Annotated in this window: 14 protein-coding genes; 3 read left to right on the plus strand and 11 right to left on the minus strand. The window is 45.0% G+C overall.

Translation table 11 applies throughout. From position 1 onward, the window contains the following. The first annotated feature begins 12 nt into the window (after positions 1-12). On the plus strand, positions 13-690 hold the full coding sequence (gene cmk / locus AAGR14_RS11945) for a (d)CMP kinase (RefSeq protein ID WP_342644445.1): 678 nt from the start codon (positions 13-15) through the stop codon (positions 688-690). Here the strand turns inward: cmk and AAGR14_RS11950 are convergent. Continuing rightward, the gene (locus AAGR14_RS11950; protein ID WP_342644446.1) at positions 680-1,156 is read right to left on the minus strand and encodes a dCMP deaminase family protein; all 477 of its coding nucleotides are present in this window, start codon (positions 1,154-1,156) and stop codon (positions 680-682) included. The genes cmk and AAGR14_RS11950 overlap by 11 nt on opposite strands. A gap of 8 nt (positions 1,157-1,164) precedes the next feature. Continuing rightward, complete coding sequence (locus AAGR14_RS11955) at positions 1,165-2,772, minus strand: MFS transporter (RefSeq protein WP_342644447.1); 1,608 nt, start codon at positions 2,770-2,772, stop codon at positions 1,165-1,167. A 152-nt stretch (positions 2,773-2,924) separates the two neighbouring features. Here AAGR14_RS11955 and AAGR14_RS11960 point away from each other — a divergent pair, with 152 nt between their 5' ends. Together AAGR14_RS11960 and AAGR14_RS11965 are read left to right on the plus strand one after the other, a co-directional pair. Next, complete coding sequence (locus AAGR14_RS11960; protein ID WP_342644448.1) at positions 2,925-3,581, plus strand: LysE family transporter; 657 nt, start codon at positions 2,925-2,927, stop codon at positions 3,579-3,581. Between the two features lie 69 nt (positions 3,582-3,650). Beyond that, complete coding sequence (locus AAGR14_RS11965) at positions 3,651-4,175, plus strand: hypothetical protein (protein WP_342644449.1); 525 nt, start codon at positions 3,651-3,653, stop codon at positions 4,173-4,175. Positions 4,176-4,250: 75 nt separating this feature from the next. Here the strand turns inward: AAGR14_RS11965 and AAGR14_RS11970 are convergent, their stop codons facing one another. The 9 genes from AAGR14_RS11970 to AAGR14_RS12010 all read right to left on the minus strand — a co-directional run bounded on the left by AAGR14_RS11970 (position 4,251) and on the right by AAGR14_RS12010 (position 15,473). Beyond that, positions 4,251-6,158, minus strand: a complete 1,908-nt coding sequence (locus tag AAGR14_RS11970) for an amidophosphoribosyltransferase (RefSeq protein WP_342644450.1) — start codon at positions 6,156-6,158, stop codon at positions 4,251-4,253. A 283-nt stretch (positions 6,159-6,441) separates the two neighbouring features. After that, the gene (locus AAGR14_RS11975; RefSeq protein ID WP_342644451.1) at positions 6,442-7,938 is read right to left on the minus strand and encodes an NADH-quinone oxidoreductase subunit N; all 1,497 of its coding nucleotides are present in this window, start codon (positions 7,936-7,938) and stop codon (positions 6,442-6,444) included. Positions 7,939-7,941: 3 nt separating this feature from the next. Next, positions 7,942-9,540, minus strand: coding sequence for an NADH-quinone oxidoreductase subunit M (locus tag AAGR14_RS11980; protein ID WP_342644452.1), 1,599 nt, complete (start codon positions 9,538-9,540; stop codon positions 7,942-7,944). Between the two features lie 5 nt (positions 9,541-9,545). Further along, positions 9,546-11,606, minus strand: a complete 2,061-nt coding sequence (locus AAGR14_RS11985; protein ID WP_342644453.1) for an NADH-quinone oxidoreductase subunit L — start codon at positions 11,604-11,606, stop codon at positions 9,546-9,548. 1 nt (position 11,607) lies between these two features. Further along, positions 11,608-11,913 (minus strand): NADH-quinone oxidoreductase subunit NuoK, encoded by a 306-nt coding sequence (gene nuoK / locus AAGR14_RS11990; protein ID WP_342644454.1) that lies wholly within the window; start codon positions 11,911-11,913, stop codon positions 11,608-11,610. After that, a complete protein-coding gene (locus tag AAGR14_RS11995) occupies positions 11,910-12,458 on the minus strand; it encodes an NADH-quinone oxidoreductase subunit J (protein ID WP_342644455.1) in 549 nt (182 codons plus the stop codon). Before AAGR14_RS11995 ends, nuoK begins: the two co-directional genes overlap by 4 nt. Further along, positions 12,455-13,000, minus strand: a complete 546-nt coding sequence (locus AAGR14_RS12000) for a 4Fe-4S binding protein (RefSeq protein ID WP_342644456.1) — start codon at positions 12,998-13,000, stop codon at positions 12,455-12,457. The genes AAGR14_RS11995 and AAGR14_RS12000 overlap by 4 nt, the downstream gene beginning before the upstream one ends. 130 nt (positions 13,001-13,130) lie before the next feature. Then, positions 13,131-14,201, minus strand: coding sequence for an NADH-quinone oxidoreductase subunit NuoH (gene nuoH, locus AAGR14_RS12005; RefSeq protein ID WP_342648697.1), 1,071 nt, complete (start codon positions 14,199-14,201; stop codon positions 13,131-13,133). A 231-nt stretch (positions 14,202-14,432) separates the two neighbouring features. Beyond that, on the minus strand, positions 14,433-15,473 hold the full coding sequence (locus AAGR14_RS12010) for an exonuclease domain-containing protein (RefSeq protein WP_342644457.1): 1,041 nt from the start codon (positions 15,471-15,473) through the stop codon (positions 14,433-14,435). Positions 15,474-15,492: the final 19 nt, after the last annotated feature.

The raw sequence follows: 15,492 nt of genomic DNA on the forward strand, positions 1-15,492 counted from the left end.
CTTAGTACCCCGATGAGCAAGAACATTGTGGTGGCTATTGATGGTTACTCGTCGTGCGGAAAAAGCACGTTAGCCAAAGCCTTAGCCAAAGAACTCCATTTTATATACGTTGACAGCGGTGCCATGTACCGTGCCGTAACCCTTTATTTTTTACGCAACCACATTGATCTGACCAATACTGAACAGGTGACCGAAGCGCTCAAAAATATCCATCTCAATTTTCATTCTCGCGATTACCAGACACATATCACGCTGAATGATGAAGAGGTGTCTGACGAGATTCGCCTGATGCCGGTGTCTGAAAACGTAAGTCCTGTATCGGCCATACGAGAGGTACGTAAAGAAATGGTTGCCCAGCAGCAACGCATGGGGCGCATAAAAGATATTGTAATGGATGGCCGTGATATAGGCACAACCGTATTCCCTAACGCGCAGCTTAAGCTATTTATGACGGCAGATCCGAAGGTGAGGGCCGAGCGCCGTTTTAAAGAGTTGCAGCCCAATAATCCTGATATTACGCTCGAAGATGTATTTGAGAATTTAGCGCACCGCGATTATTCTGATACCACGCGTAAAGAAAGCCCGTTAATGCGGGCCGAGGATGCCATTATATTAGATAATACCAATATTACCCCAGAGCAGCAATTACAATTTGCTTTAGAAAAAGTAAAGCCGTTACTTAAAAAGTAACGGCTCTGTCTTCTGGCTCAAATTTGAGTACCTCAACACCGAAGCGCTTCAAAAAATCGACGCCTTCATCACTCGGCAAACCCTTATATTCGGCATAAGAATGCTGATAATATACACGGGTAATTCCTGCCGAAAATATGAGCCTTGCGCAAGGCAAACAAGGCGACAGGGTGGTGTACATGGTAGCCCCCTCTAACTTAGCGCCATTTTTAACGGCGTACAATATTGTGTTTTCTTCGGCGTGCAGGGCCAGCGAGCAACTGCCCCGGGCATCACGCGGGCAACCGGTTTCGGGCCACTCCACGTCGCAATTATGCGTGCCCGCGGGCGGGCCATTATACCCTACTGATATGATGCGGGTATCTTTGGTAAGCACAGCCCCTACCTGTGCCTTCACACAATGCGAACGCCTGGCCAGGTCACTGGCCAGGTTCATGAATATCTGATCAAAAGAGAGTTTACTCATTTGGTTGCTTAGTGTCCGCCCGCAGCTTCTACATGGTCAAGGTCAATGCCTTGTTTTCTCAACTCACCGCTCACTTTCCAGGCAAAAAATGCCAAGTAAGCAAAACCAATTACTGGGATGATGTACGACAAATGGATACCGGCAGTATCAGCCAAAATACCTTGTACCGGCGGCACAATTGATCCACCTAAAATCATCATGATTAAAAACGCTGACCCCTGGCTGGTATATTTACCCAAACCGGTAACCGACAATGCAAAGATAGACGGCCACATAATAGAGCAGCATAAACCACCGCTAATGAAGGCGTAAACCGAAACAATACCGGTAGTTAATAAGCCTAACAACATAAAGGCCACACCCAGCAAACCGAATACGGTAAGTGTACGTGCCGGTTTTTGTTTACCTAAAAAGAAAGCAATAATCATCACCACGATACAAACAGCGTAAGGCAGCAAATGACTGATGGCCGCACCAGAGATATAATTAGCCAGAAGCACTATGGCAAAGGCCACAAAAGGCATTATGATGGTTAAAGCATACTTGGTGCTGGTTTGCAAATTAAACGCGCCTACAGCGCCAGCCCAACGGCCAATCATTAAGCTGCCCCAGTACAAAGAAATAAACGGTGCAATGTCGCTTTCGTTCCAGCCGCCAAATTCCGGCAGTTTGAGCAAAGCGCCCATATTACTTTGGATGGTAACCTCGGTACCTACGTACATGAAAATAGCCAGCATTCCGTAAATCAACTGCGGATATTGCATTGCTCCCCAACCTTGCCCATCTTTTTGAGCAGAAAGTAAAGACCCAATGAGCGAGCACAGAATAATTGCCAGTGATGCATATACAAAGTAAGCCTGAGATAAACCCGTAGCGTTACTTAAAGGATTTGCCGCCAGTATTAGTCCGAAGGCAATAAAGATGATAAACAACGGTAAGTTGGCTTTATTACTTGGCTCAATCTTTTCGTCGCTCGTAACATTAGGTAAATCACGAAACCAAAAAAACGCAGCTACAGCAACAAACAAACCGGCTAAAGCATAATATAAATTGTTAACCGATGATATTTCTACCTTGGCAGCACTTGCACCTTTAGCGGTACCAAATAAAAGCACGCCAACAATTACCGGCCCCATCAAACCACCAAAGTTATTTACGGCTCCTGCAAAGTTTAGACGGCTTGCGGCAGTTTCTGCCGACCCCAGGGCAATTACAAACGGATTTGCTGCTGTTTGTTGCAAAGAAAAACCAACGGCAATCACAAAGAAAGCCGCTAATATGAACCCGAAAGCACCTGAGCCTATGGCCGGAACCATACCTAAAGCACCAACAGCTGAAATTATTAAACCTAAAATGATACCGTTTTTATAGCCCAGCTTATTTAAAATATCTACCCGGCTGGCCTGCGATGCAAAATACAGGATAAGCGAACCAATGAAATATCCTCCGTAAAAGGTAAAATCGATCAGTTGCGACTCAAATTGGGTTAAGTTAAAGTGGGTTTTACAAAACGGAATGAAGATCCCGTTTGAGGCTGCTAAAAAGCCCCAGAAAAAGAATACGGTAATCAGGGTATACAACGCTGAACCATAGCTTTTAGAATTGTTTGGCTGCATGTTAAACTTATATATTTGGCTTTTAAGTGTGCTAACATACTGCAATTTTTATAATAATATAGTATACATTTACACATTGGTGCAACAATTTTGCCTTTTATTGTTTAACAGATAAGTTGCATATTCGCCGGGCGTAAAATTAGAACTGTATAATGTTTGAAGCTATTATTTCTGGAATTGGTATTGGCTTAGTACTCACGTTTATCACCGGTCCTGTTTTTTTCGCATTAATTAAAACCAGCGTAGAGCGCGGCTTTCAGGCCGGCGCTGCCTTAGCATTGGGTGTGGTTTGCAGCGATGTAGTATTTGTGGGTGCTATCATCTTTGGTTCGCAGTTCTTCGAAGTATCAGAAAAAGCCAAAATTTGGTTAGGTGTGGTGGGCAGCATCATTCTTTTAATTATTGGCACGCACTACCTCACTAAAAAAGCCGTAGTTGATTTTAACTCCCATACCCCTGCCCGTATAAACCGCGCCGGCTACTTTTTTAAGGGCTTTTTGATGTGCATCTTTAACCCCGCCCTGCTGCTGCACTGGATTACCGTAATTGGTACTGCCAGCACCGTTTATCACAAAGGCATCCCGCACCGGCAACTTAAAATTGCCGTAATGTTTTTTACCATACTCTGCGTGCAGTTTGGTATGGATGTTATCAAAGCATTTTATGCTAACAAGCTTAGGGCGCACATCTCAGTAACCTTTGTACACCGTTTAAATTACGTAGCAGGTGCAGCGCTCATCATTGCTGCGTTTGTTATTTTTGACAGGCTGGTTACCCATTACGTATTTTCTCCGCTGGCTACAAGCTAACTCAATTTACAGGTATAACAAACCGGATGACCGTTGAGGTGGTTATTAAGTCACAAACACATTCATCCTATGAAAAAGACTTTGTTGCTTTTTTTGGCATTATTGGGTGCTTTGAGCCGGCTTTTTGCACAAAACAATAACGAAACCTTAAGGCTCTTTTTACCCACCGAGTACAAGTGGAAGATTGCTTCAGACCAGGAGAGCGGTAATGCCCGGATGATGGAACTGGTGCCCGGTACCGAAACACTGCATAACTGGAGCATCATTGTTACCACGGTAAGCATGAAAGGCGCCAGGAATATGCCGCTAACTACAATCATGAACACCATTTATAATAAGACCAGGGTAAACGCACCGCAATCTAAACTGATGATGATTGAGCGTAAAGAAAATGTACCAAACCCATGGATTATTTTCCGGATCAGTCCTGGTATGGGTAAAATACGCAACCCTGAGTCGCAACTATATTTTGTAACGCAAGGCAGGCAAAACCTGTACAATAACTTTGTGGCGGTAAAAAAACAAATGCTTGGCCCATTATTTATCGACCAGTGGACACGCGTATTCAAAAACAGCAAGCTAATTTACAAATAACCGAAATTACTTAAACCAACAAGGCCCGGTTGCTTTCGCACCGGGCCTTGTTGGTTTAGTATAGTATGTTGGTGCTTACATATAGGCACGTTGGTTTTTACCTTCCATCCAGTTAGCAAAGGCGCGGTTAACAACCTTGTTGCCGCCGGGTGTAGGGTAATTACCCGAAAAGTACCAGTCGCCCAAATGGTCGGGACATGCTGTATGCAAGTTGTCCAGTGTTTGGTAAATAACCTGCACCTCTGCTTTGATATTTTTAGGCGTGATGATCTGCGCTATCCGATCTGAAATTTGCTGATCGGTAAACGGCTCGTAGATGGCTTTAACGTAGTTTTCTACTTCTTCTTTAGGCTGCGACAAGCTCGCTTTCGCCTTTTGATAAGCTTCTACCAAAATATTTTCCTGTCCGCTCTCTTTCAGCAAGCTCACTGCTGCTTCAAACGCCACAAACTCGCCCATACGCGACATATCAATGCCGTAGCAGTCGGGGTAACGAATTTGCGGTGCTGATGATACCACGATAATACGTTTTGGGCCTAAACGGTCAAGTATCTTCAGAATACTTTGCTTTAACGTAGTGCCACGTACTATAGAGTCATCCAAAACCACCAGTGTGTCAGCATCGCGGTTAATAAGGCCGTAGGTGGTATCGTACACGTGCGCCACCATCTCGCTGCGGTCGGCATCCTGGGTGATGAAGGTACGCAGCTTAACATCCTTAATGGCAATTTTCTCCACCCGCGGCGCCATGCTCAGCACTTCGCCCAGCTCCTCATCACTAATCTTGTCTTCGCGGTTTAACAGGCGGTCGCGTTGGTATTGTTTAATGTATTTATTAACCCCTTCAACCATGCCGTAAAAAGCAATTTCGGCGGTGTTAGGAATGTAGGAGAATACCGTGTTCTTTACATCATAATTTACAGCTTCCAGTATCTGTGCACATAACAAACGGCCTAACTGCTTACGCTCACGGTAGATAGATGCATCACTGCCGCGCGAGAAATAGATACGCTCAAACGAACATGATTTTTTTTCTTTAGGCTCGCTAAACTGCTGCTCGCTGAAACTGCCATCCTTTTTGATAATCAGTGCGTGACCGGGCTTAACTTCCTGTATTTTATCAAGCGGAATATTAAAGGCAGTTTGAATAGCCGGACGCTCCGAGGTAACTACTACAACTTCATCATCGTAATAATAAAATGCCGGACGAATACCGGATGGGTCGCGCATTACAAATGCATCGCCATGGCCCAAAATACCGGCTATGGTGTAACCGCCATCCCAGTTTTTGGCTGATTTTCTTAAAATCTTGGCTACGTTTAAGTTGTCGCCAATCATTTTAGTGATCTCAATATTATCGTCGTTACCCTCGCGTTTAAACTGGTCAAACAAACCCTGTACTTCCGAATCCAGGAAGTGGCCAATTTTTTCGAGTACCGTTACGGTGTCAGCTTTTTCTTTAGGATGCTGCCCCAGCGCATACAATTGCTGCAGTAATTCGTCAACATTGGTCATGTTAAAGTTACCGGCAATTACGAGGTTACGGGTCATCCAGTTGTTTTGGCGCAAAAACGGGTGACAGCTTTCAATACTGTTTTTACCGTGGGTGCCATAACGCAAGTGCCCCAGTAAAACCTCGCCGGTAAAGCTGATGTTTTCTTTGAGCCAATCGGCATCCTTCATCTTCTCGGGATGGAGTTTTTCTACCTCAGCAAACTTCTTCTGGATGTATTCGAAAATGTCGGCTACGGCGTTACTGGCCATTGAACGGTGGCGGCTGATGTATCGGTTGCCCGGCTCCACGTTCAACTTAATAGTAGCCACACCGGCGCCATCCTGGCCGCGGTTGTGCTGCTTTTCCATCAATAAGTATAGCTTATTTAAGCCATACATTGCCGTACCATATTTTTGCTGATAATATGAGAGGGGTTTGCGCAACCGTATAAAAGCTACGCCGCATTCATGCTTAATCTGATCGCTCATGATTTGAAATGAAGCCACGAAAGTACACTTTTTCGCGGGTTATACACGACTTAGTTTGTCATGAAAAAAGCATTAAAAACGCGGGATTTGATATAGTGTTTGTTATTAGTTAAGCAGCTGCTTGTTAGCTGATTATTAGTAAAGCGCTTATTTAACACATGAGGTGAGTAACCCTTAAAGTGATAAAAAACAGGTTAGTCTCTCACTTTTTCTGACCTTAAAATCGCGTATTTTCGTTATTTAAATTGCAGTGCACGTTGAGTAGATAAAGTATAAGAAAACTCTACATCAGGTTAGCAAGCAAATCGGGGAATATTCCTAACAGCACAACAATGGCCGATAACACAACTATGGTTACCAATATTTTTTTGTGCGAGGGATACTCCCGGCCTTCAGATTCCTGATTTTTAAGAAACAAGTATAAGGGGATTTTGATATAATAAAACAGTGATACAACAGTAGTGACAGCGCCTGTTACCAATAAGGCCAGAAGCATAACGTTATGCCCTTGCTGATAAACTTCATAAACGGCCGAAAACACAATGACCTTAGCATTAAAACCTGCCGAAACCGGTATACCGGTAAGTGATATGAGTAATATTACGAAACAAACTGATGCCACCGGGTACTTAAAACCTAAGCCTTTATACTCATCAAGGCTTTCGGCCTTCATGGTGTTAGCAAAATAACCGGCCAGCATCAATGCACCTAAATTAGCCACAGCATATGCAGCCAGGTAAAAGTTTAAAGCCTTAATGCCTTGCGCACTAAATGTAACTACCGCCATAAGCGCAAAGCCAGTGTGGCCTATACCCGAGTAAGCCAGCAGTCGCTTTACGTTTTGCTGCCATACTGCAGCGAAGTTGCCTGCTACCATGGTAACGATGCCTGCTACCGATAATAGCGTAATAAAGTCAACCTTGTTCCAGGCCAGATTGGCTATAAAAGGCGTTAAAAAGGTAACTAATAATCCAAAACCTGCAATTTTAGGTAAAGTAGACAGGTAAGCGGTAACCGGTGTGGCTGCGCCCTGATAAACATCGGGTACCCAGAAGTGTAATGGCACTACCGATAATTTAAAGCCAATGCCCGCCAAAATTAAAACGACAGCCAGCGTTACCATGGCCGTGTCGGCCTGTTGCAAATAGGTAATTAGATTACCGTCAAATAAATTAAGCGTGCCGCTCAGGCCGTAAAACAAGGAGATACCATATAACATCACGGCTGATGCCGCCATACCAAATAAGACATATTTTAAGCCGGCCTCTGCACTAAAGCCGCTTTCGGTACGGTAGGCTACCAGGAGATATGAGGCGATAGAAACCATTTCTACCGATATAAAGATGGTGAGCAAGGTGCCAGACATCACCATGAGGTGCAAACCTAAAACCGATGCGGTAATAATGGTATAAGCATCGCCCAAACCTTTGCCATGCTTGCGAAGCTGATCATCCCACGGGAAAAATAGTACAACGGCAAACGCGGCAGCATCAATAATCATTTTAAGCACAATGTTGCTGTGATGCAAAATCAGGTTGCTGTTAAATAAAAACAGCACATGGTCATCCGTTTCGATATACTCGCCCCAATTGGCTACCAGCACTAATAAAAAACCAGCGCAGGTGAGCATCCGGCTGGCGCGACCGCGATTGCTTGCATAAACTAAATCACAAGCCATTACCAGCAAAAACAGCACACTGAGGCATAGTTCCGGACGGAACATGCTTAAACTATCAATGACGTTATTAAGCTGGTCTGATATAGGCAATAATTGCGGCATAGCTTAACGAACCATGTGTTTAGTAAACTCAATTAATGCCAGCACTGAATCATTTATTTTACCAAATACCAATGAGGGCATCACACCTAAGGCCAGGGTCAAAGCAGCCAACGGGAACAAGGCCAGTCTTTCGCGCACCTTTAACCCGGTAAGTGCCTGTTTCCAGCTATCACCACCTTTGAGTAATTCTTTGCCAAAAAACATACGTTGCAGGGTCCACAAAAAGTAGGCAGCGCTTAGTAATATGCCGACCGAGCCACACACAGCCATCCAATGCGGTACAAGGTCAGATCTGAATGTGCCTGCCAGCGTAAAGGCCTCAGCCACAAAAGCTGAGAAGCCAGGCAATCCAAGGGATGCAAAAAAGGCAATCATCACAAAGGTGGTATACTGCGGCATAGTAGTGGCCAACCCGCGGAAATTATAAATATCGCGGTCGTGCACCCGGTCGTAAATGATACCGACCAAAAAGAACAACATTGATGATAAAAACCCGTGACTCACCATTTGCATCATGGCACCACTAACGCCTTCGGCAGTTAACGAGGCTAAGCCCAGCAGCACAAACCCCATGTGCGAAACCGACGAATAAGCGATCAATCGTTTCAAATCGGGCTGTGCCAGCGCATTAAGCGCTCCGTAAATAATGGAGATTACGCCAAGCAAGCCAATCCAAAACGCACTTAATACGGCCACCTCGGGGAATATGCCCATACAAATACGGATAATGCCATAGCCCCCCACTTTAAGCAATACACCAGCCAATATGATAGATACCGGTGTAGGCGCCTCTACGTGTGCATCGGGCAGCCAAGTATGCAACGGCACTACCGGTACTTTAATAGCAAAAGCAATAAATATAACCACAAAGCCCAGCACCCTTGCCGGTACGCCAAACAGCGTTTGATGACTTGCCAGCGAGAACACCGAACCATCGGTATAGTTGGCCGGGTTCATCATGCTGATAAGATTAAACGTATGGTTGCCGGTGGCAGGGTCGGTTACTGATAAATACAGACCTACCATAATCAGCAGCATAAACACCGAGCCAAACAGTGTATACAAAAAGAACTTAATAGCCGCATACTCGCGCCTCACCCCTCCCCACATACCAATCAAAAAGTACAGGGGCAAAAGCATCAGTTCATAAAACAGGTAAAACAAAAAGAAATCAAGCGCACAAAACACACCGGCTACGGCCATGTCCAGCATTAAAAAGAGTACAAAAAAGCCTTTCAGATTTTGCTTTATCTCCCACGAGGCCAGCACGGCAATCACCATAACCACGGCCGTCATCACCAGCATCAACACTGATATGCCATCAATGCCAACAAAATAATCTACCTGCATGCGCCCGGCGTTGCCCAAATTCAAACTTATCCAGGGCACCTTTTGTACAAACTGAAATTGTTGTTCCTGGTCGATCCCTGCAAACGTAGCCCCAGTTTTAAAATTCAGGTACAAATAGATGCTTAATGCCAGCTGTATTAACGTAGCCGTAAGCGTGATATACTTAAAGGTTTGCTTGAGGTTGTCGGGCAATACCAGTATGAGCAATCCAAAAAGAGCAGGTATAAATATGAAGAGCGTAAGTATGTTCATCAGGTTCAGATCAGTAATTTAATAATAAACAGGGTGAGCATCAAAACCAGCATGCTGTAAAGGTAGTACTGCACCTTACCGCCCTGAAAGCTGCGGAAGAAACTACCGATACCCTTAACTACCTGTGTAAGCAGTAATAAAAAGCCATCAATTAAATAGCGGTCGGCCCAGGCACTTAAGCCAGCCAGTAGTTTACCTGCTTTGGTTAGCTGGTGTATAAATCCGTCGATGATTTGGCGGTCAAACCAAAATAAGGCTTTACTTAGAGCCGTTACAGCTTTAACAATAACCTGCTGGTAAAAAGTGTCGATATACCAGTGGTGATATGACAACCTAAACAGAAAGCTTTTTTGAGAGAAAACCAGTTTACGTTGCTGAATATAAACGGCATAAGCCCAATACATAACAAAAACGCTCACTACAAGAATCAGAACCGGTATAATAGTGTGATATATGTTATCGCGGGCCAGGTAGTTGACAGGCAAAAAGCCTTTAAATAACCAGGCGTGTTCGTATAAAAACGGATGCCACGAAAATAATGGGAATAACGAACATAGTGCCAGCAGAACGAGCGGCAAGCGGAACGCCCAGCTGCCGTCGCTAATGTGCAGGTGAATATCCGGTAATATTTCTTTCAGTTTAAATTCACCAAAAAACACTTTAAATATTAAGCGGGCTACGTAAAAGGCAGTTAAACTGCTGGTAAGCATGATGCCTACCGGCAAAGTTTCGTAATACCAGGCCCGCGCTTCGGCCCATTCAAAGGCCTGGATCAATATACCGTCTTTTGATAAATAACCCGAAGTAAAAGGTAAACCTACCAGGGCCAGGCAGCCAATTACTGTAGCTATAAAAGTTACCGGCATTTTTTTGCGCAGGCCGCCCATGTATAAAATATTTTGCGGATCGATATCTAACTGGTGCTCATCCTTGATGTGCTGCACTTCGTGGATGATAACACCGGCGCACAAAAACAACAGGCATTTAAAAAAAGCATGAGTAACCAGGTGGAAAAGCGACGATGCATAAGCATCAATGCCCATAGCCATAATCATGTAGCCCAACTGCGAAATGGTAGAATAAGCCAGTATGCGCTTTAAGTCGTTCTGGGTGAGAGCGATGGTTGCCGCCATAAAGGCCGTAAAGCATCCCACAAAAGCCAGTACATCCAGCTCAGTAGCGTTGAATAACGGGTATACCCGGCCCAGTAAAAACACGCCGGCAGCTACCATGGTGGCTGCGTGAATTAAGGCTGATACTGAGGTCGGACCTTCCATGGCATCGGGCAGCCAGGTATGGAGCGGGAACTGGGCCGACTTAGCCGCCACTGCCAGAAACACACCAACAAAAGCAACATATTGCCACACCGCAGGCAATTGGTGAGCGGATGCCACCCAAATACCGTTGCGAATGGCAGAATTAAATACCAGACCGTTATGCCCAAAAAGCGCTGCGAGATCGAATGTGTTATATTGTACAAAGAGAATAATGATGGCACTGAGTAAGCCAATATCACCGATGCGGTTCATGATGAAGGCTTTTTTGTTGGCCATTACGGCGCCATCGCGGGTAAACCAAAAGCCGATAAGCAGGTATGACGAAAAGCCCACCAACTCCCAAAAGGCGTACAGCATAATGAGGTTATTAACCACCACCAAGGCCAGCATGCTGAAACAGAAAAAGCTTAGATAAGTAAAATATCGGTTTTGCTCGGCTGCCTCGATGTAAGCCGTCGAATAGATGTGCACCGGCAAAGCAATAGCCGACACCAGCAACAGCATGAGTACCGAAAGATTGTTAAACAGCAAACCACCATATACCGTAGTACGGCCAATAGTGAACCACTCTTTTTGCACCGACCACTCCCCTGCATTCCACACCTTGCTAAATACGAAACCCGCCAGAACAAGGCTACTTAAAATAGCCAGTACCGAAAGCAAGCCAGATGCCTTGCCTGTTTTACCCGGCAGTAAAAAGTTAACGGCAGATGCCGCCAAAGGCAGCCCGGCAGCCAGCAAGGTGCAGGTTACAACTACAGAGTCAATATGTGGCGTGGTAGAAGTCAACTCAATCTTTTAACTGGTTAATTTTTCCGGGATCAATAGTTTTATAGCGCCGATACACGTTGAGCACAATGGCCAGTGCTACCGCGGTTGAGGCTGCCGCCAGCACAATGGCAAACAGTGCAAAGCTTTGGCCGCCGTTTTTAATCTTATCAAACTTGCCAAAAGCCACCAGGTTTAAAATGGCGGCGTTAAGCATCAACTCGATACCAATCAGTATTTGTATAGCGTTTGGCTTTGATAAAATAACGTATAAGCCGATGCTGAATAGTGCTGCGCTAACTATCAGGTAATGGGTAAGCGTAATCATGCTTCGGCTTCCTTTCTGGACAAATGGGCTGCCCCTACCAGGGCCATTAACAGCAAAATAGAAATTACCTCAAACGGGAGCAGGTAGGTCGTCATCAGGTTTACACCTAAGTGATTGATGGTGACATCCTGCGGCGTAATAATATTTTGGTTGATGGCAGCTTCCTGCAGCCATGGCGCATCATCAATACGGGCGTGCAAAAACACGTAAGCTAACAGGCAAAAAAAAGCCAGTGCCACCAGCATGGCTGGTAACTTATTAACAGCAATGAGCCGGTTGGTTTGCTGCGCCAAAACTGCAAGCGACTCGCGGCCGGATAACATAAAAGCAAATAAGATGAGCACCAATATACCGCCCACATACACCACTACTTGTGTTACAGCAACAAAATCAGCCAGCGATAATACATATAACCCGGCTATGGCAAACAACGTAGCAAAAAACATAAATACAGAACGCACCAGGTTTTTACTGGCTGCTACATATAATGCTGACCCAATAGCAATTAAAGCCATTAAGTAAAACATCATGGTAGTTAAACTCATGCGCCGCCCTCCTTACTTCTCAGAGCTGCTTGTTTGGCCGCCAAGCGTTCGGCTTGCTGTTTGTCAAACTCTTCTTTTTTCTCGGCTACCAGCTCGGGGCTCATATCCGAAAAATGATAAGTCAGATCGCCTAATTGGTATACCGTGCGGTCGTACTGGTTAGTCATGGTAATGCACTCGGTTGGGCACACCACGGTGCACAAGCCACAATACAGGCACTTGGCCATGTCAATATCAAACTTAGCCGCATACAGCCTTTTTGTTGAGCCGTCAGATGTTTGTCCGATGGCCTGCGTGGCTTTAATTGATTCGATATCGATACAGTCTACCGGGCATATCTTGGCGCACAAATCGCACACAATACAATCGTCAATTTCTACCTCTAACTGGTAACGACCAACTTCGGGTACAGGCAGTTTCTGTTTTGGGTACTGTATGGTGTTGGTGCCGTTCTCTATACTTTCAAAGTAATTGTCGGCTTTTACAGGCAAAATTTCGCGTTTACGCTTACCGCCAAAAAAATGGCGCAGCGTAAGCAGCATGCCCTGGCAAGCTGTTACAAAACCTTTATATGTACTTTTTAATAACAATTTTATCTTATCTGAAAGCCGCAAAATAAACGGCAATACCTTTAATTATTTTCTGATCCTCACTCGCTTAACAAACGATGCACTACATCACCCATAAACGCCACACACCCGATATTATCATGCATAAAAATGCCAGTGGCGTAAGTACCTTCCAGCATAAATCCATCAGTTTATCTACCCGCAACCGTGGTAAGGTCCAGCGTATCCAAATCTGAACGCCGATTAACAGCAATGTTTTAACAAACGTCCACATAATGCCCCAAACAATGCCTGTCGTCCAGTCGGCCAGTTTTACAGCACCAATATTTGGCAGCGGCGTGTTCCATGCCCCTAAAAACAGGATAACGGCTACCATCGATACTAAAAACATCATCGAATACTCGGCCAAAAATACAAAACCAAAGTTCATCCCCCCCAGCTCCGTATGAAATCCGGCCACCAGTTCCGATTCCGCTTCCGGAATATCGAAGGGTGCACGGTTACTTTCGGCAAGTGACGATATAAAGTAAATTACAAACGCCACCATCAAATGCGGGGCCTGAAAAATATTCCAGCTTAGCAACCCGCCTATGTGCGTTACATCAATCAATCCAAAAAATTTAGCAGTTTCGGTGGTCAATACGCCTTGTTGCAAGGCAATTTGCTGCAAATCGAGCGTGCGGGATATCATCACCACCGCTATGAGGGCAAAGCCTGCCGGAATTTCGTAAGATATAATTTGTGCAGCCGACCGCATGGCACCCAAAATAGAGTACTTATTATTTGAGCCCCATCCGGCCATAAGTATACCCAACGTTTCGATAGATACAATGGCGAATACATAATATAAACCAATGCTAATTTTAGAAGGTACCACGCCCGGTGCCCAGGGCATGCAGGCAAAGCCCATATAAACCGATACAAAAATAATGACCGGCGCCAGGATGAACATCACCTTATCGGCTGCCTGCGGAATGATTGATTCTTTTTGCAGCAGTTTAAGCGCATCAGCCAAGGTTTGCAGCAGGCCAAACTTGCCCGTTTCGGTAGGCCCCAAACGGTCTTGTATAAAGGCCGACACCTTACGCTCGGCGTATACCCCAAACAGGGCAAACAGCGCGGCAAAGGCAAACAGCCCAATGGCTACAATGATATAGATGATGTAAGTGCTCAATGGCAACACAGATTTGCGTTTGTTGCAAACTTACTATTTCTGCCTTAAATTGAGGCCCTCTATTTAGAATAATTCCTATTTAATTGGTGGAGATTAGTTTGTTGGTTGAGTAGTTGAATGTTTCTTGTTTCTAAAGCAGTTACCTTTATTTTAGCATTTCACTAATCAATAATATACCAGTTAACTAATAAACAAGTTAACCAAACAGCCTATCAACTACTTTCCTAAACCCTAACTTTTCTTAAACTTATTCGCCAGCATTTGCAGCATGTCTTCGTTTACCGGCTGGGCGGGCTCTTCGGGCTTGCGGTAGGGCTTTTGCTGATCGCCTCCCTGTGGCTGCTGCGGCTTGTTACGCTGCTGCTGTTGGGGTTTATTAAATGGCTTTTGGAATGTTTGTTTTTTGGGTGCTCCCTGCTCACCGCCTGGTGCTGGTGCCGGCTTATTGGCCGCCGGGCGGGTAGCTTTATTTTGGTTCCAGCGCTGATAAATTTCTTTAGCTTTTTGCTTGGTGTAAAGTGAAAAGTCGCCATTCATGATCCAGGCATAGTAGCTTGGCTCAACATCAAACACATCCTCTACCCGCTTGCCTTTATGCTTGCCAAAGTTAAATACTTCTTCGCCAGCCTCGTTGTACACCATACGGCCTACAAAATCAACCGCGCGCTGCATATTGGTAAATTCATGCAGAGCCGCCACCTCATTTTGCACAGGTACGGTACGGTTTCCTTTTTTATCAATAAACTCGGTTTCCTTATATTTTTCTACCTGCGCAAACAGTACTTCCATGGTTGCACGGGTATCTGCCTCGGCCGAGTGGGCATTCTCAATGTCTTTTTGGCAATAAAATTGGTAGGCTGCTTTAAGGGTACGCTGCTCCATCTGGTGAAAAATGTTCTGCACATCCACAAAATGGCGTCCGCTTAAATCAAAGGCAATACCGGCGCGCAAAAATTCCTCCATCAGCATTGGGATGTCAAACTTGTTGGAGTTATAACCGGCCAGGTCACAATCAGTTAAAAATTCTGCAACCTCGGTACCAACAGCGCTAAACAATTGCAACTCTTTTACATCCTCGTCGTAAAAGCCATGAATCAGCGATGTCTCGAGTGGTATAGGCATTCCCGGGTTCACTACCCATCTTTGGGTTTGCTCAGTACCATCGGGTAACAGCTTAATAACGGCAATTTCTATGATGCGGTCGATAGCCAGATTAGTTCCGGTAGTTTCCAGGTCAAAGAAAGCGAGCGGACGTTTTAAGTTTAATTTCATTAGCGGGACGTTTTTACAA

Origin of the sequence: Mucilaginibacter sp. CSA2-8R (assembly GCF_038806765.1) — a bacterium.
Classification (GTDB): Bacteria; Bacteroidota; Bacteroidia; order Sphingobacteriales; family Sphingobacteriaceae; genus Mucilaginibacter.